Origin of the sequence: Streptomyces sp. DG2A-72, assembly GCF_030499575.1 — a bacterium.
Taxonomy (GTDB): Bacteria; Actinomycetota; Actinomycetes; order Streptomycetales; family Streptomycetaceae; genus Streptomyces.
The window spans coordinates 4,915,776-4,941,634 of record NZ_JASTLC010000001.1 but is presented as its reverse complement, the minus strand read 5'-3'; the positions used below and the strand labels follow the sequence as shown (position 1 = coordinate 4,941,634).

29 protein-coding genes and 1 tRNA gene are annotated in these 25,859 nt (G+C 70.4%); 11 read left to right on the top strand and 19 right to left on the bottom strand.

All coding sequences use genetic code 11. From position 1 onward, the window contains the following. The first annotated feature begins 8 nt into the window (after positions 1-8). From QQY66_RS23530 to QQY66_RS23510, 5 genes are all read left to right on the top strand, one after another. Positions 9-1,403, top strand: a complete 1,395-nt coding sequence (locus QQY66_RS23530) for a bifunctional glycosyltransferase family 2/GtrA family protein (RefSeq protein ID WP_301982306.1) — start codon at positions 9-11, stop codon at positions 1,401-1,403. Continuing rightward, entirely contained in the window at positions 1,400-3,547 is a 2,148-nt protein-coding gene (locus QQY66_RS23525) for a glycosyltransferase family 39 protein (RefSeq protein WP_301982305.1), read from the top strand. The genes QQY66_RS23530 and QQY66_RS23525 overlap by 4 nt, the downstream gene beginning before the upstream one ends. Positions 3,548-3,607: 60 nt before the next feature. Then, on the top strand, positions 3,608-5,089 hold the full coding sequence (locus tag QQY66_RS23520; protein WP_301982304.1) for an MFS transporter: 1,482 nt from the start codon (positions 3,608-3,610) through the stop codon (positions 5,087-5,089). Positions 5,090-5,208: 119 nt separating this feature from the next. After that, a complete protein-coding gene (locus QQY66_RS23515) occupies positions 5,209-5,970 on the top strand; it encodes a TetR/AcrR family transcriptional regulator (RefSeq protein ID WP_301982303.1) in 762 nt (253 codons plus the stop codon). A 36-nt stretch (positions 5,971-6,006) separates the two neighbouring features. After that, positions 6,007-6,465 (top strand): VOC family protein, encoded by a 459-nt coding sequence (locus QQY66_RS23510; protein WP_301982302.1) that lies wholly within the window; start codon positions 6,007-6,009, stop codon positions 6,463-6,465. Here the strand turns inward: QQY66_RS23510 and QQY66_RS23505 are convergent. The 4 genes from QQY66_RS23505 to QQY66_RS23490 form a co-directional block, all read right to left on the bottom strand. Then, positions 6,452-6,922 (bottom strand): PPOX class F420-dependent oxidoreductase, encoded by a 471-nt coding sequence (locus tag QQY66_RS23505; protein WP_301982301.1) that lies wholly within the window; start codon positions 6,920-6,922, stop codon positions 6,452-6,454. The genes QQY66_RS23510 and QQY66_RS23505 overlap by 14 nt on opposite strands. Positions 6,923-7,047: 125 nt before the next feature. Then, the gene (locus tag QQY66_RS23500; protein WP_301982300.1) at positions 7,048-7,869 is read right to left on the bottom strand and encodes a YceI family protein; all 822 of its coding nucleotides are present in this window, start codon (positions 7,867-7,869) and stop codon (positions 7,048-7,050) included. A 107-nt stretch (positions 7,870-7,976) separates the two neighbouring features. After that, the gene (locus QQY66_RS23495; protein ID WP_301982298.1) at positions 7,977-10,487 is read right to left on the bottom strand and encodes an MFS transporter; all 2,511 of its coding nucleotides are present in this window, start codon (positions 10,485-10,487) and stop codon (positions 7,977-7,979) included. A 13-nt stretch (positions 10,488-10,500) separates the two neighbouring features. Then, positions 10,501-11,004 (bottom strand): MarR family winged helix-turn-helix transcriptional regulator, encoded by a 504-nt coding sequence (locus QQY66_RS23490; RefSeq protein ID WP_301982297.1) that lies wholly within the window; start codon positions 11,002-11,004, stop codon positions 10,501-10,503. Between the two features lie 195 nt (positions 11,005-11,199). Between QQY66_RS23490 and QQY66_RS23485 the strand changes: the two genes are divergently transcribed. Then, the gene (locus tag QQY66_RS23485) at positions 11,200-11,397 is read left to right on the top strand and encodes a hypothetical protein (RefSeq protein ID WP_301982296.1); all 198 of its coding nucleotides are present in this window, start codon (positions 11,200-11,202) and stop codon (positions 11,395-11,397) included. Positions 11,398-11,422: 25 nt separating this feature from the next. Here QQY66_RS23485 and QQY66_RS23480 read toward each other — a convergent pair whose 3' ends face one another. From QQY66_RS23480 to QQY66_RS23440, 9 genes are all read right to left on the bottom strand, one after another. After that, positions 11,423-12,178 carry a hypothetical protein gene (locus QQY66_RS23480; protein WP_301982295.1) on the bottom strand — a complete coding sequence of 252 codons (756 nt, stop codon included), beginning with the start codon at positions 12,176-12,178 and terminating at the stop codon, positions 11,423-11,425. A 94-nt stretch (positions 12,179-12,272) separates the two neighbouring features. After that, on the bottom strand, positions 12,273-13,175 hold the full coding sequence (locus tag QQY66_RS23475) for an RNA polymerase sigma factor SigF (protein ID WP_301982294.1): 903 nt from the start codon (positions 13,173-13,175) through the stop codon (positions 12,273-12,275). A 278-nt stretch (positions 13,176-13,453) separates the two neighbouring features. Beyond that, positions 13,454-14,326: an RNA polymerase sigma factor SigF gene (locus QQY66_RS23470; RefSeq protein ID WP_301987466.1), complete on the bottom strand. Its 873-nt coding sequence runs from the start codon at positions 14,324-14,326 to the stop codon at positions 13,454-13,456. Between the two features lie 205 nt (positions 14,327-14,531). Continuing rightward, positions 14,532-14,825 (bottom strand): Dabb family protein, encoded by a 294-nt coding sequence (locus QQY66_RS23465; RefSeq protein WP_301982293.1) that lies wholly within the window; start codon positions 14,823-14,825, stop codon positions 14,532-14,534. Further along, entirely contained in the window at positions 14,822-15,001 is a 180-nt protein-coding gene (locus QQY66_RS23460; RefSeq protein ID WP_301982292.1) for a hypothetical protein, read from the bottom strand. The genes QQY66_RS23465 and QQY66_RS23460 overlap by 4 nt, the downstream gene beginning before the upstream one ends. A gap of 173 nt (positions 15,002-15,174) precedes the next feature. Further along, a tRNA-Ser gene (locus QQY66_RS23455) sits at positions 15,175-15,259 on the bottom strand. A 105-nt stretch (positions 15,260-15,364) separates the two neighbouring features. Then, positions 15,365-15,847 (bottom strand): nucleoside deaminase, encoded by a 483-nt coding sequence (locus QQY66_RS23450; RefSeq protein ID WP_301982291.1) that lies wholly within the window; start codon positions 15,845-15,847, stop codon positions 15,365-15,367. 64 nt (positions 15,848-15,911) lie between these two features. Further along, positions 15,912-16,448: a hypothetical protein gene (locus QQY66_RS23445; RefSeq protein ID WP_301987465.1), complete on the bottom strand. Its 537-nt coding sequence runs from the start codon at positions 16,446-16,448 to the stop codon at positions 15,912-15,914. Between the two features lie 231 nt (positions 16,449-16,679). After that, the gene (locus QQY66_RS23440) at positions 16,680-16,865 is read right to left on the bottom strand and encodes a hypothetical protein (protein ID WP_210582305.1); all 186 of its coding nucleotides are present in this window, start codon (positions 16,863-16,865) and stop codon (positions 16,680-16,682) included. Positions 16,866-16,957: 92 nt separating this feature from the next. On the opposite strand from QQY66_RS23440, the gene upp reads away from it, so the two are divergent. Continuing rightward, entirely contained in the window at positions 16,958-17,593 is a 636-nt protein-coding gene (gene upp / locus QQY66_RS23435; protein WP_301982289.1) for a uracil phosphoribosyltransferase, read from the top strand. Between the two features lie 59 nt (positions 17,594-17,652). Here the strand turns inward: upp and QQY66_RS23430 are convergent, their stop codons facing one another. The 6 genes from QQY66_RS23430 to QQY66_RS23405 all read right to left on the bottom strand — a co-directional run bounded on the left by QQY66_RS23430 (position 17,653) and on the right by QQY66_RS23405 (position 21,686). Continuing rightward, entirely contained in the window at positions 17,653-18,294 is a 642-nt protein-coding gene (locus QQY66_RS23430) for a LytR C-terminal domain-containing protein (RefSeq protein ID WP_301982288.1), read from the bottom strand. An 89-nt stretch (positions 18,295-18,383) separates the two neighbouring features. After that, positions 18,384-18,680, bottom strand: a complete 297-nt coding sequence (locus QQY66_RS23425) for a type II toxin-antitoxin system VapB family antitoxin (RefSeq protein ID WP_003999914.1) — start codon at positions 18,678-18,680, stop codon at positions 18,384-18,386. Positions 18,681-19,252: 572 nt separating this feature from the next. Then, positions 19,253-19,543, bottom strand: coding sequence for a hypothetical protein (locus tag QQY66_RS23420; protein WP_301982287.1), 291 nt, complete (start codon positions 19,541-19,543; stop codon positions 19,253-19,255). Between the two features lie 5 nt (positions 19,544-19,548). Beyond that, positions 19,549-20,214, bottom strand: a complete 666-nt coding sequence (locus QQY66_RS23415) for an HdeD family acid-resistance protein (protein WP_301982286.1) — start codon at positions 20,212-20,214, stop codon at positions 19,549-19,551. Between the two features lie 131 nt (positions 20,215-20,345). Beyond that, entirely contained in the window at positions 20,346-20,939 is a 594-nt protein-coding gene (locus QQY66_RS23410; RefSeq protein ID WP_301982285.1) for an HhH-GPD-type base excision DNA repair protein, read from the bottom strand. Positions 20,940-20,963: 24 nt separating this feature from the next. After that, on the bottom strand, positions 20,964-21,686 hold the full coding sequence (locus QQY66_RS23405; RefSeq protein WP_301982284.1) for a siderophore-interacting protein: 723 nt from the start codon (positions 21,684-21,686) through the stop codon (positions 20,964-20,966). Between the two features lie 79 nt (positions 21,687-21,765). Between QQY66_RS23405 and QQY66_RS23400 the strand changes: the two genes are divergently transcribed. The 4 genes from QQY66_RS23400 to QQY66_RS23385 are packed head-to-tail and all read left to right on the top strand — an operon-like array spanning position 21,766 to position 25,763. Beyond that, on the top strand, positions 21,766-23,925 hold the full coding sequence (locus QQY66_RS23400; RefSeq protein ID WP_301982283.1) for a penicillin acylase family protein: 2,160 nt from the start codon (positions 21,766-21,768) through the stop codon (positions 23,923-23,925). Then, positions 23,918-24,529 (top strand): GNAT family N-acetyltransferase, encoded by a 612-nt coding sequence (locus QQY66_RS23395; protein WP_301982282.1) that lies wholly within the window; start codon positions 23,918-23,920, stop codon positions 24,527-24,529. The genes QQY66_RS23400 and QQY66_RS23395 overlap by 8 nt, the downstream gene beginning before the upstream one ends. Beyond that, positions 24,526-25,005, top strand: coding sequence for a cupin domain-containing protein (locus tag QQY66_RS23390; RefSeq protein ID WP_301982281.1), 480 nt, complete (start codon positions 24,526-24,528; stop codon positions 25,003-25,005). The genes QQY66_RS23395 and QQY66_RS23390 overlap by 4 nt, the downstream gene beginning before the upstream one ends. Beyond that, entirely contained in the window at positions 25,002-25,763 is a 762-nt protein-coding gene (locus QQY66_RS23385) for an SDR family NAD(P)-dependent oxidoreductase (RefSeq protein WP_301982280.1), read from the top strand. The genes QQY66_RS23390 and QQY66_RS23385 overlap by 4 nt, the downstream gene beginning before the upstream one ends. The last annotated feature ends 96 nt before the right edge of the window (positions 25,764-25,859 follow it).

The following is a 25,859-nucleotide window of genomic DNA, read 5'->3' as shown; positions in this document are numbered from 1 at the left end:
TCGGTTCCATGCGAACCGACTCTTCTCCCGGCTCCCTGCCGGCGCGGGAGCACCTCCCGGCCACAGACGCCGGTACGCCTGTCCTGGACGTAGTGATCCCCGTCTACAACGAGGAGAAGGACCTCCAGCCGTGTGTGCTGAGACTCCATCAGCACCTCAAGAGCACCTTCCCGTACGCCTTCCGCATCACGATCGCGGACAACGCCTCGATCGACACCACCCCGCAGGTGGCGTCGCGGCTGGAGGCGGAGCTTGCGGAGGTGCGGTCGTTCCGGCTGGAGCAGAAGGGCCGTGGTCGGGCCCTGCGCACCGTGTGGTCCGCCTCGGACGCGCCGATCCTCGCCTACATGGACGTCGACCTGTCCACCGACCTCAACGCGCTGCTTCCGCTGGTGGCGCCGCTGATATCGGGTCACTCGGACCTCGCGATCGGCTCCCGGCTCAGCCGGAGTTCCCGCGTCGTACGCGGCGCCAAGCGTGAGTTCATCAGCCGCACGTACAACCTCATCCTGCGCGGCTCGCTCCAGGCCCGCTTCTCGGACGCCCAGTGCGGGTTCAAGGCGATCCGCCGGGATGTGGCCCAGGTGCTGCTGCCCCTCGTCGAGGACACCGGCTGGTTCTTCGACACCGAGATGCTGGTGCTCGCCGAGCGCGCGGGCCTCCGTATCCACGAAGTGCCCGTCGACTGGGTCGACGACCCCGACTCCACCGTGCACATCGTGAAGACGGCGACCGACGACCTCAAGGGCGTGTGGCGGGTGGGCAAGGCCCTGGCCACGGGTTCGCTGCCGCTGGACCGGCTCGCCCGGCCGTTCGGCGACGACCCGCAGGACCGCGAGATCCAGGACGTACCCAAGGGGCTGGCCCGCCAGCTCGTCGGCTTCTGCGTCGTGGGCGGTCTGTCGACCCTCTTCTACCTTCTCCTCTACACCGTGTTCCGGCAGTTCTCCGGCTCGCAGATCGCCAACGCGCTCGCCCTGCTGGTCTCCGCGATCGCCAACACGGCGGCCAACCGGCGGCTGACCTTCGGGGTGCGCGGCCGTGGCGGTGCCGTCAAACACCAGGCGCAGGGCCTGGTCGTCTTCGGTATCGGCCTGATCCTGACCAGCGGTTCGCTCGCCGCCCTGAACGCGGCGTCCAGCGACCCCGGGCACACCACCGAGCTGGCGGTCCTCGTCGCCGCCAACCTCGCGGCGACGGTGCTGCGCTTCCTGCTCTTCCGCGCCTGGGTCTTCCCGGACCGGCGGGACGACGACCGCCCGTCGACCGTGGTCGCCTCCCACACCCCGTACGACCCCACCCAGTTCCGCGTCGATGAAGCCGCGGACCGCTCCTGGCGGGACGCGACCCTGCAGCTGCAGCCCGTGCGTCCCACCGACACCGATCCGAGGGACCGACGATGACCACCTACTACACAGCCGATACGGCCGTCACGGAGCCCGTCGCTCCACTGGCGCCCGCGGCCGGCGAACCCAGGCAGCCGTTCGTACGGAGACTGTGGCGCGGCCGGCCCGAGGACCCCCGCTGGGTGCGCCCGGCGTTCTGGGGCCTGCTGCTCGCCACCGCGGCGCTCTACTTCTACAACCTGAGCTCCTCCGGCTACGCCAACTCCTTCTACTCCGCGGCCGTCCAGGCCGGCAGCCAGTCCTGGAAGGCCTTCTTCTTCGGCTCGCTGGACGCGGCCAACGCCATCACCGTCGACAAGCCCCCGGCCGCGCTGTGGCCGATGGCCCTGTCGGTCCGCCTCTTCGGCCTCAGCTCGTGGGCGATCCTGGCCCCCGAGGTCCTCATGGGCGTCGGCACGGTCGCCGTCGTCTACGCGTCCGTACGCCGCCGGTTCAGCCCCGCGGCCGGTCTGATCGCGGGCGTCGTGCTCGCGCTCACCCCCGTCGCGGCGCTGATGTTCCGGTTCAACAACCCGGACGCGATGCTGGCGCTGCTGATGGCGGTCGCCTGCTACTTCGTCGTCCGGGCGCTGGAGGACGGCCGTACGAAGTGGCTGGTGTGGGCCTCCGTCGCGATCGGCTTCGCGTTCCTGGCCAAGACGTTGCAGGCCTTCCTGATCCTGCCGCCGCTGGCGATCGTGTACGCGGTCTGCGCGCCGGTGAAGGTGAAGAAGCGGTGTGTGCAGCTGGCCCTGGCGACGGTCGCGATCGTCGTCTCCGGCGGCTGGTGGGTCGCGATCGTCGAGCTGTGGCCCGCGTCCTCGCGCCCGTACATCGGCGGCTCGCAGAACAACAGCTTCCTGGAGCTGACCTTCGGCTACAACGGCCTCGGCCGACTGAACGGCGAGGAGACCGGCAGCGTCGGTGGCGGTGGCGGTGGAGGCGGGACCGGGCAGTGGGGTGAGACCGGCTGGGACCGGATGTTCAACTCCGAGATCGGCGGCCAGATCTCCTGGCTGCTCCCGGCGGCCCTGATCCTGCTGATCGCGGGCCTGGTGGCCACCCGCAAGCTCAAGCGGACGTCCGTGACCCGGGGTTCGTTCCTGGTCTGGGGCGGCTCGCTGCTGATCACCATGGCCGTCTTCAGCTACATGGCGGGCATCTTCCACCAGTACTACACGGTGGCTCTCGCCCCCTACATGGCGGCCGTGGTCGGCATGGGCGCGGCGACCCTGTGGGAGAAGCGGCACGAGATGTGGGCCTCGCTCGCCCTCGCGGCAGCGGTCGTGGCGAGTGCCGCCTGGGGTTACGTCCTGCTCAACCGCACACCGGACTACCTCCCCTGGCTGAAGTGGCTGGTCCTGATCGGCGGCTTGACCGGCGCCCTCGGCCTGATCTCCGTCGCCAAGCTGGGCCGTCAGCTGGCCCTCGCGGCAGCCGGGTTGAGCTTCGTCGCGGCCGTCGCAGGTCCGACGGCGTACACCATCAGCACGCTTCAGGAGGGCCACACCGGCTCCATCGTCACGGCCGGTCCGGCCGGGGCGAGCATGATGGGCGGCGGTCCTGGTGGCGGCGGCTTCCCGGGCGGCGGCCAGAACCAGCAGAACGGCAACATCCAGGGCCAGGGCCGGCAGGGCGGCGGCATGGGCCAGCCCCCGACCGGTGGCACCGGCGGCATGCCGGGCCAGAACGGCAACAGCAACACCCAGGGCCAGAACCAGCAGGGCGGCATGCCCGGCGGGCAGACGGGCGAGGGCGGCATGGGCGGTGGCGGCGGCGCCGGTGGCCTGCTCAACGGCGCCAGCGTCTCCGACGAGGCCAAGAAGCTGCTGGAGACGAACGCCGGGGACTACACCTGGGCCGCAGCGGCCATCGGCGCCCAGAACGCGGCGAACTACCAGCTCTCCACCGGCGAACCCGTCATGGCGATCGGCGGCTTCAACGGCACGGACCCGTCGCCGACACTGGCCCAGTTCAAGCAGTACGTGACCGACGGCAAGATCCACTACTTCATCTCCAGTGGCTCCGGCGGCGGTGGCATGGGCGGCAGCAGCAGCGGTACGTCCTCGCAGATCACGGAGTGGGTCGAGGCCAACTTCACGAAGGTGACGGTCGGTTCGGCCACCTTCTACGACCTGACACAGGAGGCGAGCAGCAGCTGACGCTCGGCCGGGACGTGGTCATGTTGTACGCCGTATAGGAACTGTTCTACGGTGTACAACATGACCACGTCCCCTCAGGGCCATCCCCAGCGCTGGCTGATCCTCGGCGTCATCTGTCTCGCCCAGCTCACCGTGCTGCTCGACAACACCGTGCTGAACGTGGCGATCCCCTCGCTCACCACGGAGCTGGGCGCCGCCACCTCCGACATCCAGTGGATGATCAACGCGTACTCGCTCGTCCAGTCGGGCCTGCTGCTCACCGCGGGCAGCGCGGCCGACCGCTACGGCCGTAAGAAGATGCTGATCGCGGGCCTGGCCCTGTTCGGCATCGGCTCGCTGGCGGCCGGACTCGCCGATTCCACCGGGCAGTTGATCGCGGCGCGGGCCGGCATGGGCGTGGGCGGTGCGCTGCTGCTGACCACGACGCTCGCCGTGGCCATGCAGATCTTCGCGCCGGAGGAGCACCCCAAGGCGATCGGCATCTGGAGCGCCGTCAACGCGCTCGGCTTCGCGGTGGGACCGCTGCTGGGCGGGTTCATGCTGAACCACTTCTGGTGGGGCGCGATCTTCCTGATCAACCTGCCGGTCGCCGCGCTGGGCCTCGTCGCTGTGATCGCTCTCGTCCCCGAGTCCAAGAACCCGCGCGGCGACCGGCCCGACCTGCTGGGTGCGCTGCTGTCCACGATCGGTATGTCCTCGCTGGTGTTCGCGATCATCTCCGGGCCCGAGCACGGGTGGACGTCCGGGCGGGTGCTGGGCGCGGGTGCGCTGGCGGTGGTGGTGCTGGCGGTGTTCGCGTACTGGGAGAGCAAGATCCCGTATCCGATGCTCGACATGCACTTCTTCCGGGACCGGCGGTTCACGGGTGCGGTCGCGGGGGCGGTGCTGATCACCTTCGGGATGGGCGGGGCGCTGTTCCTGCTGACGCAGCATCTGCAGTTCGTGCTGGGTTACGACGCGCTGGAGGCGGGGCTGCGTACGGCGCCGCTCGCGCTGTCGGTGGTGGCGCTGAACTTCTCGGGGCTGTCGGCGAAGTGGACGGCGAAGCTGGGGACGCCGGTGTCCATCCTGCTGGGGATGGTGCTGATGTCGGCGGGACTGGTGTCCATCGCCACGTTGGCCTCCGGCGGTTATGCCGGGACGCTGCTCGGGTTGCTGCTGATCGGGGCGGGGTGTGCTGTGGCCAACCCCGCGATGGCGCACGCCATCATGAGTGCGATTCCTCGGGAGAAGGCGGGAGTTGGTGCGGGGATCAACGGCACGCTCGCGGAGTTCGGGAACGGGCTCGGGGTGGCGGTGCTCGGGGCGGTGCTCAACTCGCGCTTTGCTGCGTTGATTCCGGTGGCGGCGGCTTCGTTGCCTGCGGCGTTGGCTTCGGCGGGGTCTGTGGAGGAGAAGGAGCGTATTACTGACGCCTTTTCCTCTGGGCTGGAGACGAGTCAGCTGGTGGGGGCGTTGGCTGTGTTGCTGGGTGGGGTGGTCGCGGCGGCGTTGCTGCGACGTGCGGAAAGGGCAGACTCGGAGGTGGTGGTCGCCCATTAGCCCGGGTGGTGCGGTTGTCTTGCGGCCACGGGTTCGTCGTGGTTGATCGCGCAGTTCCCCGCGCCCCTGACGGGGCGCTCAGCTCGACCGGCATCAGGAAAGATTGAGGAAGGTGCGCCATGGCTAAGTCGGCCCAGCGTTCGGCGCGGACGAGTGTGTGGCTGGAGGGGAAAGCGCGCCGTGGCGGCGGGCAGCCCTCTGGGCTCGATCGCGACCGGATCACCGAGGTCACTGTGCGGCTGCTGGATGCCGAAGGGCTGGGCAAGTTCTCCATGCGGCGGCTGGCCGGGGAGCTGAATGTCACGGCGATGTCGGTGTACTGGTACGTCGACACCAAGGACGACCTGCTCGAACTCGCCCTGGACACGGCCTTCGGTGAGTTGCGGCTGCCCGATGCGGATGCCGAGGGCGAGGACTGGCGGGATCAGCTGCGGACGTTGGCCCGGGAGTACCGGGGGCTGCTGGTGCGGCATCCGTGGCTGTCGCCGCTCGCCGGGACGTTCCTCAACATCGGCCCGAACTCGCTGGCGTTCTCCCGGGTCATCCAGCGTGTCATCCGCAGGACCGGGCTGCCCGCGCAGGGACTCACCGGCGCCATCTCGGCCGTCTTCCAGTTCGTGTACGGCTACGGCACGATCGAGGGCCACTTCATCGCCCGTTGTGCGGACGCCGGCATGACCCAGGACGACTACTTCCGGCATGCGATGAGCGCGGTCACCCAGGCCCCGGAGGCCGCCGAGGTCATCCAGGAGTCCGCCGACATCATGGCGGCCCGCGGCGGCGACACCGTGGAGGAGATGCGGGAGCGGGACTTCGAGTTCGCGCTGGAGCTGCTGATCGCGGGGATCGAGGCGATGGTGAAGGCGGCGGACAGGATCTAGACGCCATTGTCAGTGGTGGGCAGTACGGTCTTTTTCATGGCAGCCCGAATCACCCTGACGCTCGACTGCGCGGACGCGCGGCTCCTCGCCGAGTTCTGGAAGACGGCGCTGGGCTATGTCGACGAGCCGCCGCCCGCTCCCTTCACCACCCGCGAGGAGTGGTTCGCGAGCTTCGACCTCCCGGAGGACGAGTCCGCGGACGACAGCGCGTGGCTCTGCGATCCGGACGGTGTCGGCCCCCACCTCTCCCTCCTCAAGGTTCCCGAGCCGAAGACGGCCAAGAACCGACTGCACATGGACATCCGGGTACCGGGACACGGCAGCCCCGAGGAGCGCTGGGCCCGGATCAGAGCCGAGGCCGAGCGGCTGGTGAAGGCGGGCGGGAGCGTGCAGGAGGGGTTCGAGGGTCACCACATAGTTATGGCCGACCCGGAGGGCAACGAGTTCTGCGTCGCCGCGACCTCCGAGCGAGCCGTGAGTTCTACTCCTCGCTGACCAGCCGCGCCGGGAACCCGCCCGTCGCCACCGGCCCCCACCGCCGCGGTGTGACCCGGATGATCGACTTGCCCTGCTTGACCATGGCCGCCCGGTACTCGTCCCAGTCGAAGTGCTCGCCGGCGATGTTGCGGTAGTACTCGACGAGCGGTTCGACGGAGTCGGGGGAGTCGATCACTTCGGCGGTGCCGTCGATCTGGACCCAGGGTCCGTTCCAGTCGTCGGACAGGACGAGGAGGCTGACCCGCTCATCCCGCTTGGCGTTACGGGTCTTGGCCCGCTCGGGGTAGGTCGACACGACGATCCGGCCCGAGTCGTCGACACCGCAGGTCAGCGGCGAAGCCTGGGGACTGCCGTCGGCTCGGCGGGTCAGCAGGATGGCGCGGTGGCGGGGTCGTACGAACTCGAGGAGGTCTTCGAGTGATACGGCGGTGTTGGTCGCGATGTTCGGTGCCATGGGGCGCAGCCTAAACCGATGGGAGTGCCGCGCTGGGTTCGGTGGCGGCTGCGGGTCCGTCGTGGCTTGTCGCGCCCACGCGGCGGAGCCGCATGTCGATACAGCCCCGCGCCCCTTTGGGGGCGCTACACCTGCGGCAGTGATTCGCCCTGTACCGCCTGGATGTCCAGCTCCACCTTCAGTGTCGTGCCGATCGCGGCGATGCCTGCCTGGACCACCTCGTTGTAGTACATGGCGAAGTCCTCGCGCTGCAGTCGGGTCGTGGCCCGGAAGGCGGCGCGGGTGCCGCCCCAGGGGTCCGCGCCGGTGCCGAGGTAGGCGAGGTCGAGGTCGACGGGGCGTACGACGCCGTGCAGGCCCAGCTCGCCGTGGACCGTCCAGCGGTCCGGACCCGCCGCCGTCAGGCCCGTCGAGCGGTAGGTGATCTCGGGGTACGTCGCCACGTCCAGGAAGTCGGCGGACTTCAGATGGCCGTCCCGCATCGCGTTCCCCGTGTCGATGGACGCGGCCCGGATCACCGCCTCCACCCGGGACTTGGTGACGTCGTCGGGCGCGACCTCGATCAGGGCCGCGAACTCGGTGAACCGGCCGTGCACGCTGGAGATCCCCAGATGCTGGGCGACGGCGCCGACGCTGGAGTGCGCCGGGTCGATGGTCCACGGCCCGGGCGGCGGCAGCTCGGTGCCGCCCTGCCGCGCCAGCGTGACCGTGCCCACGTCGGCCCGGCCGCTCGCGGTGACGATCGCGCTCGCGGCGGCGGGCGCGTAGCCGACGGCCGTGACGATGACGGTGTACGCACCGGGAGCCAGCGCGGTCGCATCCCGTACGGCCCCCTCGCCGTCCGCCTCGGCACGCACCACCTGCGCACCGGTCATGTCGGTCACCGTGACGACCGCGTGCGACACGGCCCATCCGTCCCGCGTACGGATCTTCGCGGTCAGTCCCATCCCGTCAACTCCCTGCAAAACCTTACAAATTGGTCATAGAGCGAACCGGCCCGTGACGACCGCGCACCTCCGCTCGGAGCGCGCGCCCGTCCCGGGCCGGGGTTGAACTACTCGCCCGGGTGGGCGAGTTCGATGTCGTGGGCGTCGGCTCCACGACCGGAGACGGTCAGCGCCGTCGCGACCGGCGGGTAGCCCGTCGCGATGACGGTGTACTCGCCACTGTCGAGGTCGGTGAAGGCGTACGCCCCGTCCGGGCCGGTCGTGGCCGTGCCGACCACGTTGCCCGCCGCGTCGACCAGCGTCACCCGGGCGTCGGCCAGCGGACCGTGCGGAGCCCGTACGACACCCTGGAGCTGGGCGCCCGCGTCCAGGTCGACCTCGATCCGGGTGACCCCGGTGCCGCCCACCTCGACGGGCAGGGCCCGCGGCCGGAACCCGGCGGCGTTCACCGCGACGGTCACGGCACCCGGCACCAGCTCTCCGAAGACGAACTCGCCCTGCTCACCGGTGGTCCCGGTGGCCAGCAGATCCCCGCGCACATCGGTGACGATCACCATCGCGTCCTTGACGGGAAGGGCGGTCGCCGCAGCCCGCACGACACCGTTCAGGCCGCTGGTGCCGCTGAGCAGGATGTCGTACGACACCGGCTCACCGTTCACCACGATCGTGGACGCCTGCGGCTGGAACCCGTCGGCGGAGGCGATCAGGACGTACGAGCCCGCGCCCGGCGCGTCCACCGCGTAGGAGCCGTCTCCCTGCGCGACCGAGCGGCCCAGCTGGCGCCCGGCGAGGGAGATCAGCGTGACGGCGGCCTGCGGGACGGGCGCGCTCTCGGCGCCGCGGACATGGCCGCGGACCGGGATGCCGCCGGAACCCTCCTGCACAGGTGCCACCGTCGCGACGGCCGCGAGCCTCTGCGTGCCCTCGGGACCGGCCTCGGTGTGAGCGGCGACGGCCCAGCTCGGTACCTTCTCGTAGGCCGGTGCGGCCGTCTCGGCCGGAACGGCATCCTCGGACTCGGCCGCCTGCGCCATCGCGCCCTTCGTCTTCAGCGGAACCTCCTTGATGAACAGCGAGAACAGCAGGGCCAGCAGCGCGACCGGTGCGGCGTAGAGGAACACGTCCGCGATGCCGTGGCCGTAGGAGCTCTCCATGAGCGTGCGGATCGGGGCGGGCAGCAGGTCCATGTCCGGGATGCTGCCGGTGGAGGAGGAACCGGCGAGCGCGGCGGCGGACTGCGGGTCGAGGGCGGCGGCGCCCTTCTCGACGTAGTGCGTGATCCGGTGGCTGAGGACCGCGCCGAGGGCGGAGACACCCACCGCACCGCCGAGGGAGCGGAAGAAGGTCACCACCGAGCTGGCGACGCCCAGATCGCTCGGGTCCACCTGGTTCTGCGTGGCCAGCACCAGGTTCTGCATCATCATGCCGACGCCGAGGCCCAGCATGGCCATGAAGATCGCCACGTGCCAGTACTCGGTGTCGTACCGGATCGTGCCGAGCAGTCCCAGGCCCGCCGTCACCAGCACACCACCGACCAGCAGCCACGCCTTCCAGCGCCCGGTGCGGGTGATGACCCGGCCGGAGACGGTGGAGGAGACGAACAGCCCGGCGATCATCGGGATGGTCATGACGCCGGACATGGTCGGCGACTTGTCCCGGGCCAGCTGGAAGTACTGGCTGAAGAAGATCGTGCCGGCGAACATCGCGACACCGACGAACAGCGAGGCGAGCGAGGTCAGCGTGATCGTGCGGTTGCGGAACAGCCGCAGCGGGATGATCGGCTCGGTCGCCTTCGTCTCGATCAGCATGAAGAGCGCGATCAGCGCCAGCGTGCCGCCCACCATCGCGTACGTCTGCCAGGACACCCAGTCGTACTTGTCACCGGCGAAGGTGACCCAGACCAGCAGCAGACAGACGGCGGCCGTGATGAAGAAGGCGCCGGCCCAGTCGACCTTGACCCGCCGCTTGACGACCGGCAGGTGCAGGGTCCGCTGCAGCACGATCAGGGCTATCACGGCGAAGGGCACGCCGACGTAGAAGCACCAGCGCCAGCCCAGCCAGTCGGCGTCGGTGATGACACCGCCGATCAGCGGGCCACCGACCATCGCGGTCGCGAACGTGGCGCCGAGGTAGCCGTTGTAGCGGCCGCGCTCACGCGGGGAGATCATCGCCGCCAGGATGATCTGCGCCAGCGACGACAGTCCGCCCATGCCGATGCCCTGGACGGCGCGGAAGGAGATCAGCATCGCCGGGTTCTGCGACAGACCGGCCGCCGCCGAGCCCACCACGAAGATCACCAGCGCCAGCTGGATCAGCAGCTTCTTGGAGAACAGGTCGGCGAGCTTGCCCCACAGCGGGGTGGACGCGGTCATCGCCAGCAGCGACGCGGTCACGACCCAGGTGTAGGCGCTCTGGCCGCCACCGAGGTCCTTGATGATGTCGGGCAGGGCGTTGGAGACGATCGTCGACGACAGGATCGCGACGAACATGCCGAGCAGCAGGCCCGTCAGGGCCTCCATGATCTGCCGGTGCGTCATCGGAGCGCCGTCGGCGGAGCCTTGGGAGCCTCCCCCGTGCTTGGCGTGAGCCCGCACACCGGCTGGTGTGGTCGTTGCCATGGGCTTCCTTCTCTTATGTGCTTGCGGGTGTACGGGTGGTCTCGTCGAGTGCGGGAGGGCCGGGCGGGGCCTGCGGCCGGGACGTGGTCCGGCAGTCGCCGAAGCTGTCCCTGAGCCGGGCCATCAGCCGGGTGAGCTGGCCGACCTCGTCGTCGGACCAGTCGTGCAGGCGGTGGGCGAGCAGCTCGGTGGTCCGCAAGGACAGCTCGTCGAGCAGTGCCTGGCCGGCGGGGGTGAGGCGCAGGATGCGGGAGCGCTTGTCCGCCGGGTCCGGGGAGCGCTCGATCCAGCCGCGCCCGGCGACGTGCGCGACATGGCGGCTGGTCACCGACATGTCCACGGCGAGCAGCTCGGCGAGCCTGCTCATGCGCATGGCGCCGTGGCGTCCGAGCAGCGTCAGCACGGCGGCGGAGCCGCTGGGACACTCGGACGGCAGAATCCGTCCCATCTCCCGCTTCACGGCCCCGAAAGCACTGAACTGGCGCACCAGCTCCTCGTACTGCGCCTGCTCGGCCATCACACCTCCCGTGTTCGTTGCTTAGGGCAACCATAGAGATATTGGTTGCTACAGGCAAGCAAAGAGGTGTCGGTCCGGCATAAAAACTTGGCAAAGGCAAGTGTTGCGGATGTAAATGTGCAGGTGGCAAAGGTTCTGTGGGGGAACGGAGCCCCCGCTTGGGCGGTCACCCTCGATTCGCTAGGGTCTCGGGGCATGGCTAACACGCAGGGCCCCCAGGGCAACCACGACCCCGCAGGCAACACCCAGATGTTCCGCGCGTTCGTCGACGAGGGCCCGCAGGGCCGACGGCAGGCGGCGGCGGCCTCCTCGGGCCCCCGCATCGGCCTGATCCTCGGTGTCGTCGTCGCGGTGGCCGTCGTGGCCGCCGTCGCGTGGCTCGCGCTGAAGTAGGCGCTTCACACAGGCGGGGCACCGCCTACTTCCACTGGACGGACACGTCCCGCGTCTCGATGTGCATGCCCAGCGGCACCCGCCACGCGTCGACGCACACCGTCCAGGTCTTCTCCTTCCGCGCGTCGGCCCCGACCGGCACCGGAAGCTTCTCGGCCGACTCGACGGTCCCCCAGTCGATCCCGAGCGCGCCGATGATGTGCGTCCCGAAGGTCACCGTGCCCGAACGCACCGCGGTTCCGCCCGAGTTGTGGAAGCCGACGGTCACCTTCTCGCACCAGCGCTTGTCCGTGGGCTCCCGCTCCGGTTCGGACCAGGTGAGCGCGGCGGGTGCGGGGGATGTCGTAGGACTGCTGCCGCTGGATGGTGGCGGTGAAGTCGCAGGACTACGTGGGGACTTGGCGCCCTCGGTCTCGGTCTCGGCCTCCGTCTCGGCCTCCGTCTCGGCCTCCGTCTCCGTGGACGGCGCGGGGCTGTCCGCCGTAGACCCTTCCCGGGCTGAGGGGGTGCTCGACCTTCCGCCCGCGCCCGGCGAGTCGGCCGGACCCTTCGAGGGTGGCGCGGATGTCTCGCCGTCGAGCGGCACCAGGCTCACACCGCCGGTCGGCTGCACGGCCTTTCCAGGTGCCTGAGGTGCCGAACCGGTCGCCACGTACCCGTCGCCGCCGCCCTGGGCCCCGCATGCGGCCAGCGCGCCGCCCAGGCAGACGACGGCCGCCGACGCGCCGATCACGGCACGCCGGCGGCCATGTGTCCATGTCGCCCACGTCGATCGAAGCATCGCGCCATGGTGGCTGACGCTCCGTCAAATAGGAAGCCCCGGACGGCCTTTCGACGCCGTCGGTCAGAAAGCCTCCGGCGGCGTCCCGGCACCGTCAGTCGGAGATGAGGCCCTCGCGCAGCTGTGCCAGCGTCCTGGTCAGCAGCCGGGAGACGTGCATCTGGGAGATGCCGACCTCCTCGCCGATCTGCGACTGGGTCATGTTGGCGAAGAAGCGCAGCATGATGATCCGGCGCTCGCGGGGCGGCAGCTTGGCGAGCAGGGGCTTGAGGGACTCGCGGTACTCGACGCCCTCCAGTGCGGTGTCCTCGTAGCCGAGGCGGTCCGCGAGGGAGCCCTCGCCGCCGTCGTCCTCGGGGGCCGGGGAGTCGAGGGAGGAGGCCGTGTAGGCGTTGCCGACCGCGAGGCCGTCGACGACGTCCTCCTCGGACACGCCCAGGACCGCGGCGAGTTCGGTGACCGTCGGGGAGCGGTCCAGCTTCTGGGACAGCTCGTCGCTGGCCTTGGTGAGGGCGAGCCGCAGCTCCTGCAGCCGCCTGGGCACCCGGACCGACCAGGACGTGTCACGGAAGAACCGCTTGATCTCGCCGACGACCGTCGGCATCGCGAACGTCGGGAACTCCACGCCCCGTTCGCAGTCGAAGCGGTCGATCGCCTTGATCAGGCCGATGGTGCCGACCTGGACGATGTCCTCCATCGGCTCGTTGCGCGAGCGGAAGCGGGCCGCCGCGTACCGCACGAGCGGGAGGTTGAGCTCGATCAGCGTGTCCCGGACGTATGCGCGCTCGGGGCTGTTCTCGTCCAGTGCGGCGAGCCGCAGGAAAAGGGAGCGGGACAGGGTGCGGGTGTCGATGGTCTCCGAGGCGGGGACCTCCGGGACCGGCGGGGTCTGAAGGATCTCCACCTCGTCGATGGGGCCGAGCGCGGCGTGCGCCTCGGGCGCCGCCTCGCTCTTTGTGAGCGTGAGCACCTTCGAGCTGCCCTTGTCTGCGGACATGCCACCCCCTTTGGGTCGCGGGACGGTCGCGGCGAACGCTCCATCGAGGAACGCCAGCCTTCACCTGAATACCGGAGCCGCAGCCCCGGCAAACGCGCTTCCCGCAGAATGTCACATGTCGGCAACACGCTGTAGTGACATGTCGACATGTGAGACTCGAATCCGCCCTGGATAAAGGGGGTCTGACGGTTTATCGGCACAGAACTGTCGGGATCCGCCCTGGTGAGCGATTCGCTCGCGACGGTGACGGCTCGATCCTCTATGCGGTTGTGAGCCGCTTAAGCGTCGATCCTGTTCGCCGAGCGCAGCCGCTGGAAGCTACGCGCGAGTAGCCGTGAAACATGCATCTGGGAGACGCCGAGTTCCGCACTGATTTGCGACTGGGTGAGATTGCTGTAGTAGCGCAGCAGCAGGATGCGCTGTTCGCGTTCGGGGAGTTGGACCAGCAGATGCCGGACGAGGTCGCGGTGCTCGACGCCGTCCAGCGCCGGGTCCTCGTAGCCGAGCCGGTCGAGGAGTCCTGGCAGGCCGTCGCCCTCCTGGGCCGCCTCCAGGGAGGTGGCGTGGTACGACCGTCCCGCCTCGATGCAGGACAGCACCTCCTCCTCCGTGATGCGCAGCCGCTCGGCGATCTCGGCGGTGCTCGGGGAGCGCCCGAAGGCCGTCGTCAGATCCTCGGTCGCGCTGTTGACCTGCACCCACAGCTCGTGCAGCCGGCGCGGGACATGGACCGTGCGGACGTTGTCGCGGAAGTACCGCTTGATCTCGCCGACGACCGTCGGCATCGCGAAGGTCGGGAACTGCACGCCCCGGTCCGGGTCGAAGCGGTCGATGGCGTTGATGAGCCCGATGGTGCCGACCTGGACGACGTCCTCCATGGGCTCGTTGCGGGAGCGGAAGCGGGCCGCCGCGTAGCGCACGAGCGGAAGGTTGGCCTCGATGAGCGCCCCGCGCACCCGGTTGTGCTCCGGAGTGCCCGGCTCCAGCTCCTTGAGCTCGCCGAAGAGCACCTGCGTGAGCGCCCGGGTGTCGGCGCCGCGGCGCTTCTCGGGGGCGGGGGGCTGGTCCTGGGCCTCGGGTTCGGTAGCCGGCGTCTCGGCCTGAGCGGGAGCCTCGTCCTGGGGCGGCGCAGTACTGGCCGACACGGTCAACGCCACCTCTTCCTCGGTCAACTCATCCGCCTCATCCGTCAAAAGCTGTCATAGCATCACAAGACATGTGCATTGCATGCAAGCACCGTATAACCACGTGTTGACGGCAAAGTGGGGCATAAGATGCGCAAAAGCCCTCCGCCGGAACGGCGGAGGGCTTCAAAGACCGTGGTTCAGAAACGAACCGGCGGCTCAGAACTCATAGTCAGAACTCATAGTCGGCGATCACCCACGTGGCGAACTCGCCCCACAGGCTGACGCCCGCCTGATGCTCCGGGTGCATGGCGTACGTCCGCAGGGCCGCGCGGTCCTCGAACGCCGAGTTGATCGCGAAGTCGTACGCGATGGGCCGGTCGCTGAAGTTCCAGCCCAGCTCCCAGGAGCGGATCTCGGGGATCTTGCCGTCGAGTGCGCGGAAGATCTCCACGCCCTTCGTCACGCGCGGGTCGTCGCGTTCGACGCCCTCGTTGAGCTTGAAGAGGACCAGATGACGGATCATGACTCTCCTCCGTTGGCGACCCAGGACGCGAAGTCGCCGAGGGCCTTCGCGGCGTCCGATATGCCCTCGAAGCCTATCTGGACATAGTCGGCGGCCTTCGCCGGATCCGTGATGATCACGTAGAGCACGAAGACCACGAGGACATAGAGGGCGATCTTCTTCGAATTCACCGCCACCGCGGCCTCCTCTGTGCCTGCTGTGCCCTGAGGGCCCCCTGTTGACGGCGGCGAGTGTAACCTTCGCGCCATTCTCAGGGACCAACGGCCCGCGGGTGAGGCGCTTTTGCGAGGGCGTCGAGTCCGCTCCGGACGCACGAAGGGCCCCGTCTCGCGACGGGGCCCTTCTCCAGCGGTAGCGGAGGGATTTGAACCCTCGGTGACTTGCGCCACACTCGCTTTCGAGGCGAGCTCCTTCGGCCGCTCGGACACGCTACCGGGAAAGACCTTACAGCACGGTGGGGTGTGGTTTGAAATCGGTATTCGCCGGTCCGGGATCGGTATTCGCCGGTCCGGGCGGTGCAGCCGTCCTCATCCCCGGCCTCAGCGGTCGCGGAAGAAGCCGGTGAGGATCCGGGCGCACTCCTCGGCGAGTACGCCCTCGATCACCTCGGGCCGGTGGTTGAGCCGTCGGTCGCGTACGACGTCCCAGAGGGAGCCGGCCGCGCCCGCCTTGTCGTCCCGGGCGCCGTAGACGACCCGGTCCACACGGGACTGGACGATCGCGCCCGCGCACATCGTGCAGGGCTCGAGGGTCACGACGAGCGTGCAGCCCGTCAGGCGCCACTCTCCCGCCCGCCGCCCACCGCCACCCTTGCCGGAGACGCTACGCGCCGCACCTCCCAATTTCGCCGCCGCCCGCCGGATGGCGAGCACCTCGGCGTGGGCCGTCGGGTCGCCGGTGGCCTCGCGTTCGTTGTGGCCGGTCGCGAGCACGGTCGTACCGTCCGGGGACAGCACCAGCGCGCCGACGGGGACGTCTCCGCCCCGGACCGCGTGTGCCGCCTCGTCCAGGGCGAGCCGCATCGCGGCCCGCCAGCGGTCGCGTACCGGGTCCGGCGGACCTGGGCGGACTCCCCGGCCCGGCCGGTCAGCGGACGGCCTCCAGGATGTCCGAGGCGCCCAGCGCGTCGGCGATCTCGGTGAGCGCGTCGACCGACAGGGTCAGCAACTCCTTCTCGCTGACGCCCAGGTCGTCGAGGACCCGTGCGTCACCGACCGGGCCGTGCGGCACGGCCTCGGCGGAGGGGCTGTCGTCCTCGCCGTCGGCGTCGTCCTCGGACTCACCGTCCTCGGTGCCGTCGAGGTCGAGGGAGTCCAGGTCGGCGACATCGTCGTCACCCGGGTCCCGGCCGAGCAGTTCGTCGGTGAGCAGGATCTCGCCGTAGCTGCTGCGGGCAGCGGCGGCGGCGTCCGAGACGTAGATACGAGGGTCGTCCTCACCGTCGACGCGGACGACGCCGAACCAGGCGTCCTCCTGCTCGATGAGGACGAGCACCGTGTCGTCGTCGGTCGAGGACTCCCGGGCCAGGTCGGCGAGATCCGACAGGGTCTCCACATCGTCGAGCTCTGTGTCGCTCGCTTCCCACCCGTCTTCGGTGCGCGCGAGCAGTGCGGCGAAGTACACCGTGACTCTCCCACTGGTCATAGGCGTGCCGGTTGGGGGTCCCCCCGGCGGAGGTTTGCGGGCGAGGAGTGCGGAACTCCGAGCCCCGCCCACTCGGAATCGTGGCAGAAACAAGGCGTTCAGGGGACGTCTTCGGCTCCCTGTGTCCGCACGTTTTGATCGTCCACCAGCGGGATGGTACGCGGCCATGGCACCGCATTCGTACGCGGGCGCCCGCGTAGGCGGGTCGCGCTACCAGCGGAAGGTGCGCATTCGCATCGCGTGCCGCAGGCGGGCCGTCTTGGCGCGGCGGGGCTGGACGCGGTCGCGCAGCTCGCGGGCCTCGGCGAGTTCGCGCAGGAAGACCGCCCGGCGCCGCCTGCGCTCGGCGTCGGTCTCCCGCGGCGACGGGTCCGTTCCGGACTCACGATCGGACATCGGCTACACCCCCGTACGTCCCTCCCACTTTCCCTCTGATGGGCGGTTTGATGCCAGCACAAGGGCTACGGCGGCCCGGTTACTGTTAGGCCATGCGTCTCCACGTCGTCGACCACCCCCTGGTCGCCCACAAGCTCACCGCGCTGCGCGACCAGCGCACCGACTCCGCGACCTTCCGGCGGCTCGCCGACGAACTGGTCACCCTGCTCGCCTACGAGGCCACGCGCGACGTGCGCACCGAGCAGGTCGACATCACCACGCCGGTCGCCTCGACCACCGGCGTCAGGCTGTCCCACCCCCGCCCGCTGGTGGTGCCGATCCTGCGGGCCGGCCTCGGCATGCTGGACGGCATGGTCCGGCTGCTGCCGACCGCCGAGGTGGGCTTCATGGGCATGGTGCGTGACGAAGAGACGCTCCAGGCGTCCACGTACGCCACCCGGATGCCGGAGGACCTCTCCGGGCGCCAGGTGTACGTCCTCGACCCGATGCTGGCCACCGGCGGCACCCTGGTCGCGGCGATCCAGGAGCTGATCAAGCGCGGCGCGGACGACGTGACCGCCGTGGTGCTGCTCGCCGCGCCGGAAGGCGTCGAGCTCATGGAGCGCGAGCTGGCCGGCACGCCGGTGACGGTCGTGACGGCGTCGGTCGACGAGCGCCTCAACGAGCACGGCTACATCGTCCCGGGCCTGGGGGACGCGGGGGACCGGATGTACGGGGCCGCCGAGTAGGCCGCTGGGCAGTACGCCTGTTTCAGCAGGTCTTCTTCAGCAGCTCTGCTTCGACGAAGTCAGCAGCTCTGCTTCGACGAAGAGGGCGTTGGCTGAGGCCCGGTCAGTGCGGCCAGTGCCTTGTCGGCGTCCTTCTTCGTGGTCAGCGCCTTGAAGCCGTTGCCGAGGATCAGGTCGACGGCCGTGCCCTTGCGGGCGGCGTCCGTTCGGCGCTCGGCGGTGCTGAGCTGGGTGGCGAGCACCGGCAGTGAGGTGTTGAGGGAGGAGGCGGGGCCGAGCAGCAGCCCGGTGCCCTTGACCTTCTTGTCGAACTCCGCGGTCGCGTTGCCCACGTCGCCGATCCGGAAGCCACGTTTCTTCAGCTCGTCCGCCGTCTGCTTGGCCAGCCCGCTGCGGGTCGTGGCGTTGAGCACGTTGACGGTGATCTTGCCGGGCGCGGGAACGGCGGCGGTGGTGCTCGGCGAGGGGCTCGCCTTGGACGAGCAGTCCGACTTGGGGCCGGCCGCCGAGGCGGAGTCGCCGCCGCCCGAGAAGAGGTCGATGAGCTGCAGCGTGCCCCAGCCGACCAGCCCGAGAGCGGCGACCGAGGCCACGAGCCCGGCCACGAGCCTGCCGCGCCGCCGGGGCCGGCGCATCCGGGGGTACTTGTCACCCTTGATCCGGTACTGGCCGCCCATGCCGGGGGGAGTCAGCATGCTCATGGGCGCAGCGTAGTGCGCGCGGGCGACGATTCCTACTAGATGATCATTGCCAGCGCGCAGTTCAACCCGTTAGGGGAACCAGTTCGCCGTTAGTCCAGTTCGAGGACGCGCGCGTGCAGCACCTGGCGCTGCTGGAGGGCCGCCCGGACCGCGCGGTGCAGACCGTCCTCCAGGTACAGGTCGCCCTGCCACTTGACGACGTGTGCGAACAGATCGCCATAGAAGGTCGAGTCCTCGGCCAGGAGTGTCTCCAGGTCGAGTTGGCCCTTCGTCGTCACGAGCTGATCGAGGCGGACCGGGCGCGGTGCGACGTCCGCCCACTGCCGGGTGCTTTCCCGGCCGTGGTCGGGGTACGGCCGGCCGTTTCCGATGCGCTTGAAGATCACACGGAAAGCCTACCGGTCAAGAGCTTCCGGGCGCAGCCATGGAGAGGGAGTGCGACGTTGCAAAAGATGCCGTAAACCTGGGCAAACCGGAAGCGTGGGCTCGACTATGCCGGAAGCAAGGGGCCGGATATGGAAGCAGGGGCCTGATATGAGCGACAGCGAGACCGTGCCCTCCAGCTGATCGCCGAGCAGCTCAGCGCGCAGGGCGTGCCGGTGTTCCTCGCCGACACTCACCAGTGTCCTCGAACTGCCCGCCGTACAGGACAAACCGTAGCGGCGGGTCTTTGTCTGCGGGCCGGTGGGGGCTTGTCGCGCCCGCGCGGCGGAGCCGCATATGGATACAGCCCCGCGCCCCTGACGGGGCGCTGTGCGCACCCGCCCCTCACCGGTTCCGCTGACCTAGCCGCGTTCAGGCTTCTTCGGCGGCTGTTGTTGCTGTTGGGGCTTGGGCTTGGGGGCGTTGCGGATGGCCTCCGCGCGGAGGAGGGCGCGTAGGACCGCGTACGGGTCGTTGGGCATGGCTGTGTCGTCCTTGCGTTGGCTGATGGGTGGGGGCGGGAGGCAGGCCCCTGTCAGCAGCGCAGGACCACCGTGCGGAGGGTGTGGAGGACGGGCTCGGGGTGGGTTGGTGCCGGGAGTGGTGGGGCGGCCGGTGGTGCGGCGGGCCGGGGGTGCGGGCGGGGTGCGGGGCGCAGGGGTGCGGCGGCACGGTTGCCGGCGCGGGCTGTGGACCGTAGGACGGTGTCGTCGTACTCGGCGACCACGGCGGTGGTCTCGGCCGTGACCGTCACCGCGTGTGCCGTGTGCTCGCCCGGCACGAGGAGGGCGAGGAGCAGGACGAGGACCCGGGACCAGATGCGCACGGCGTTCACAGTTCGCGTGGCACCCGACTCGCGCGGCCGCGGATCCGCAGCGCCGTGATGATCTCGACGACGCCGACCGCGACCAGCCACCAGCCGCCGACCAGGGTGAGCACGGCGACCGACTCGAAGGGGGAGTCGATCAGCACGATGCCGGCGACGAAGGTGAGGACGCCGAGGAAGATCTGCCAGCCGCGCGCGGGCATCGACGGGTCGTGGACGGCGGCCAGCGTCTGGGTGATGCCGCGGATCAGCCAGCCGATGCCGATCCACAGGGCCAGCAGCAGGATCGACTGCATGGCGCCGCGGAAGCAGAACAGGCCCAGCAGGATCGACACGGCGCCGCTGATGAAGGCCAGGACGCGCAGCGAGGTCGTCGTGTGCGTGCCGAAGGCGGAGGCGAGCTGGAGTACGCCGCTGACCAGGAGGTAGAGGCCGAACAGGACGCCGGCCGCCCACAGGGACGCGCCCGGCCAGACCAGGACCAGGACGCCGAGGACCAGGGAGGCGATCCCGGTGAGGAGTACGGCCTGCCAGGCGGTGCGGGAGAGGACGTGCAGGGGGCCTTCGAGCGGCGGTTCGGCGCCACCCGGGCGGGGCTCGCGCACGGCGGCATGCACCCGGCGGTCGTCGTACTCCGGGCCCCAGGGGGGACCGCTCGGTGCCTCGGTCATGCTTCATGCTTTGACCGGATTGGACCCGATTGCCACCTGGTGTGGGCCAATCGGCTTAATTTCCGGGGGACTTCCCGGGGGACTTCCCGGGGGACTTCCCGGAGGGCTTCCCGGGGGCCGTGCGCGGACCCCTACTTCCCCGCGGCCTTCGCCGCCTTCGCCGCCGCCTTCATCTCCTGCTTGTGGGCGCGGACCTTGGCCAGTGACTCCGGGCCGGTGATGTCGGCGACGGAGCGGAAGGACTTCGCCTCGCCGTACGCTCCCGCGGCCTCGCGCCATCCCGTCGGCTGTACGCCGAGCTGCTTGCCAAGGAGGGCGAGGAAGATCTGGGCCTTCTGCTTGCCGAACCCGGGCAGGTCCTGGAGCCGCTTGAGCAGTTCGGTGCCGCTGTCGACGTCCTTCCACAGGGCCTCGGCGTCGCCGTCGTAGTGCTCGACGAGGTACTGGCACAGCTGCTGGATGCGCCCCGCCATCGACCCCGGGTAGCGGTGCACCGCCGGCTTCTCGGAGAGCAGCGCGGCGAAGGCCTCGGGGTCGTGGGCGGCGATGTCGTGTGCGTGGAGGTCGTCGGCGCCCATGCGCTGGGCGATCGTCGCCGGGCCCTTGAACGCCCACTCCATCGGGATCTGCTGGTCCAGCAGCATCCCGGTGAGCGCGGCGAGCGGACTGCGCCCGAGCAGCGCGTCGGCCTCGGGGTCCTGGGCGAGGTGCAGGGTGACGTCCATGGGTCGATGATGCCGCCTGCGGGCTCAGGACGCGCGCCAGTACCCCAGTGCGTGCATCCGCTCCTTGGGGACGCCGAGTTCCTTGCGGACGTATGCGCTCAGCCTGCGCGTCGTCGCCGTGTCGCAGGCGATCCAGACATACGGGTCCGAAGTGCCCTTGAGCAGGTCCGGCAGGTCCGCCTTCACCCGCTCGACGAGATGTGTGCCGGAGTCGAGCCGCAGTACCTGGCGCAGCTCGTGGCGGGACGGGTCGGCGCGGCAGGGCAGCTCGTCGGCGCCGCCCTCGAACCAGATGGTGGCCGGGGCGGAACCCAGCGCGTCGAGCAGGGAGTTGATGGCGGGCAGCGAGGCCGGGTCGCCCATCGCGAAGACGTGGGTCGGGGTGGGGCTCGGCTCCTCGAACCCGGTGCCGTGGACCGTCGCCTCGATGGTGTCGCCGGGCTGCGCCGCCCGTGCCCAGCCACTGGCGACGCCCTCGTGCAGGGCGAACTCCAGGCTGAAGGTGCCGGCCGCGAGGTCCGGGTCGACGAGGGTGTACGCCCGCTGGTGCGGCTTGCTTCCGTTGTCAAACCACAGGCGTACCCACATCGTGGGGTGGACGCCGGTCGTCGCGAGCATGCCGCCGTCGCTGAGGTGGAGCCGCCGGTAGTGCTCGGTGACGTCCTCGGCGCCGGTCACCGTGAACACGAAGTCCTTCGCGCGCAGCAGTTTGAGGACCGCACCCTCCCAGCCGTGCCCCTGCCCCATCGCTTCTCCACTCCTCGCGTACGATTCCGCCACGAACTTACTTAGGTAAGGCTAACCTAATGCATGGAAGGGCCGCAGTGTGACCGCCGAGATCTACCGCGACGCCTGGGGAATCCCGCATCTGCGAGCCGGCGGCGTGGCCGACCTCGCCCGTGCGCAGGGCCGCGTCACCGCACTCGACCGGGCCTGGCAGCTGGAGGTCGAACGGCACCGCGCCCAGGGCACCTCCGCCTCCTTCCTCGGCGCCGGCGCCCTCCCCTGGGACCTCCTCGCGAGACGGGCCCGCATCGACGACACCGCGAGACGGTGCTTCGACGCCCTGGACTCCGATACGGCGGACTGGGTACGGGCGTACGTCGACGGCGTCAACGAAGGGCTGGCGGAAGGGGCCCAACGCGCCCCCGAGTTCGCCCGTGCGGGCGCGGGGCTGTGTCGATATGCGGCTCCGCCGCGGGGCGCGACCAGCCACGATGGCGCCGCGGCGGACCGACGGCATATCCCGGCAACTTCAGCGGAGCCCTTGGCTCCCGGCCGCTGGGAGCCCTGGACCCCGCTGGGCGTCTGGCTCGCCGTCCACCTCCTGTTCGCCGGGTTCCCGGCCAAGCTCTGGCGTGAGCAGGTCGTCCGGCAGCTCGGCGAGGACGCGGTCGGCCTGTTCGCCGCCGACGGGCCCGGCACCTCCGGCAGCAACGGCTGGCTGGTGGGCGGTGAGCGGACCACGACCGGTGCCGCCGTCATCGCCGGGGACCCGCACCGGTTCATCGAGGATCCCGGTATATACCAGCAGATCCACCTCTCCTGCCCCGAGTTCGACGTGGTCGGCATCGCCGTCCCCGGCGTCCCCGGCATCGCCCACTTCGGCCACACCGGCACGGTCGCCTGGGCCATCACCAACGCGATGGCCGACTACCAGGACCTGTACCGGGAGCGGCTGCGGCGGACGGGCGCGGGCGTCGAGGCGCTCGGCCCGGACGGCACCTGGGTGCGGGCTCCCCGGCACACGGAGGTCATCGAGGTCGCGGGCGAGGAACCGGTCCCGGTCGAGGTGATCGAGACCGAGCGCGGACCGGTGATCATCGGCGGCCCCGAAGGGCTCGACGACGGGACGCCCGAAGCCGTCAGCCTCCGCTACCCGCCCCGCGTCACCGGCGACCTCGGCTTCGACGCTCTCCTCCCCCTCCTGCGCGCCCGCCGGGTCGTCGACGTGGACCGTGCCTTCGACCGCTGGGCCGAGCCCGTGAACGTCGTCATGGCCGCCGACACCGAGGGCGGCCTGCTGCATCGCGTGGCAGGCAAGGTGCCGGTGCGCGGCACCGCCAACCGCACCCGCCTCGTGCCTGCTTGGGAGCCCGGTCACGAGTGGCAGGGCTGGCACGAGATGCCGTACGGCGAACTCACCGACGGCACCGCGGTGATGGCGAACCAGCGCGGCCCCTCCACGCCCCTCGGCGTCGAGTTCGCCGCGGCGCACCGCGCCGACCGCATCGCCGCCCTCCTGAAGGAGAAGGAGAAGTGGACGGCGGGGGACATGCCCGCGATCCACATGGACACCCATCTCGGCTCCGCCGGGGCCCTGTTGGAGCACCTCGCCGCCCTCGACGACCTCACCCCCGAGGCCACCGCCCTGCGGGACCGTCTCCTCGCCTGGGACAGGCGCATGGACGCGGACAGCACGGAGGCAGCCGCCTATGCGGCGGTGCGCGGAGCCGTCGTACGGCGGCTCGCCGAGCACCCCGCGTTCGTCGCCCTCGCCGTCCCGCCCGCCTACCCGGAGGCCTTCCTCCCCTGGCTCGCCCTCGGTCCGCGGATCGGCTTCGCCCTCGGACATCTGCTGCGCGCCGAGGAGTTGTACGGCATCGACCGCCCCGCGACCGTCCGCGCGGCCGTCGAGGAAGTCGCCGGCCGGCTGCCGGGCACGTGGGGTGAGTCCCACCGCCTGGCTCCCTGGCGGGCGCTGCCCGGCACCTCGTACGACGAACCGGGCCTGTCCGGCGATCACGACTGTGTGCTGTGCACCTCCTCCGTGCCCGGCACCACCGATCTGGCCGCGCGCGGTCCGGCCGCCCGCTATGTGTGGGATCTGGCCCGCCGGGAGGACAGCGGCTGGGCGGTGCCGTTCGGCGCCTCCGGGGTGCCGGGCTCGGCCCACCACCGGGACCAGCTCCCGCTGTGGACCAGGGGAGATCTGGTCCCGGTCGTCACCGACTTCGACGCACTCATCAAGGAAACCGATGTCTGACACGCACGCCCCCACTCGCCAGGCCGTCCACGAGCAGCAGGCCGACGGCCTCGGCACCATCCGCGTGCTGCCCCTCGACGCCCGGGCCGACGCCGAAGTGGTGCATGGCTGGGTGAGTGAGGAGCGGGCCTCCTTCTGGGGCATGAACGGGCTCACCCGGGACCAAGTGGCCGAGAGCTACGCCCACATGGACACGCTCGACACCCACCACGCCTACCTGGTGGTGCGGGACACGGAACCGGTCGCGGTGCTGCAGACGTACGAGCCGAACGCCGACCGGGTCGGCCACTGCTACGAGGTCCAGCCCGGCGACATCGGGGTGCATCTGCTGCTCGCGCCCGCCGGAGCACAGGGCGCGCGGTCCGGCTGGACCGCGGCGCTGGTCGGCGCGCTCGTCTCGTACGTGCTGCTCGGCCTGGACCGGCGCCGGATCGTGGTCGATCCCGACGTGCGAAACGAGAAGGCGGTCGCCCGCTTCCTGAAGCTGGGCTTCACCGCCGGACCCGAGGTCGTCCTGCCGGAGGTCGACCTCCCTGATGTGTATCTGCCCGAGAAGTGCGCCCAACTGGCCTTCCTCACCCGGGAGGTAGCCTTTCCCGGGTGACCCCGGAAGACCTGATCGCCCACTACGGACTACAGCCCATACCGCGCGAGGGCGGGCTGTTCCGGCAGACCTGGGCCGGGCCCGAGCGGGCGGACGGGCGGCCCGACGGCACGGCCATAGTCGCCCTGCTGACGGCCGCACCGGACGACTTCTCGGCCCTGCACCGGCTGCCCACCGACGAGGTCTGGCACTTCTATCTCGGCGATCCGCTCCAGTTGCTGCTGCTCGCCCCGGACGGCACCTCGCGGACGGTCGTGCTGGGTCCGGACGTACTCGGCGGGCAGCACCCGCAGTTCACCGTCCCGGCCCGCACCTGGATGGGCGCGCGGGTGGTCGCGGGCGGTGATTGGGCCCTCTTCGGCTGCACCATGGTGCCCGGCTTCACCTACCAGGACTACGAGCACGGGGACGTGGCCGACCTCACGGCGCGCTACCCGGCCGAGGCCGCCCGCATCGTGGAACTGTGCCGTCCATGACTCTGCTCGAAGGACAGACCGCCCTTGTCACGGGCGCGTCCGGAGGCATCGGACGCGGGATCGCGCTGCGGTTCGCCGAGGAGGGCGCGGCGGTCGCGCTGCACTGCCGTACGGCCGTGGAGGCGGCGCGCGCGGTGGCGTACCGGATCGAGGAGCTCGGCCGCCGGGCCGTCGTCCTGCAGGGCGATCTGTCCGACGCGGACGCCTGCCGGCGGGTCGTGCGCGAGGCCGCCGCGTGGGCCTCCGGGCCGCTGACCGCGCTGGTCAACAACGCGGGCGTACAGCCGACGCAGCCGCTGCCCGGGATGGCGGCTCAGGAGTGGCGGGCGGTCGTGGACACCAATCTGTCGAGTGTCTTCGCCTGTACGCAGGCCGCCGCGGAGCTCATGCGGGAGAGCGGGGGCGGCAGCGTGACGCACATCGCCTCCATCGAGGCCCACCAGCCGGCTCCGCTGCACGCCCACTACTCCGCGTCCAAGGCCGGTGTGGTCATGCATGCGCGGGCGGCGGCCCTGGAGTACGGGCCGTTCGGGATCCGCGTCAACACGGTCTCGCCCGGGCTGATCGAGCGGGAGGGGCTGGCGGAGGACTGGCCGGAGGGGGTGGAGCGCTGGGAACGGGCAGCCCCCGCCGGGCGGCTCGGGCGGCCCGAGGACGTCGGCGACGCGTGCGTGTTCCTCGCCTCGCCCCTCGCGTCCTGGATTACCGGGCACGACCTGGTCGTGGACGGAGGGGTGTCCGCGCGGCCGACGTGGTGAGCAGCCCAGCGGCTTCTTACGTACGTATCGGAGTGGCCGAGACGTCAGAAGACTTGAGCGACGGAGAAGCGAAGTGGTCCGCAGGCGAGGAGTTCA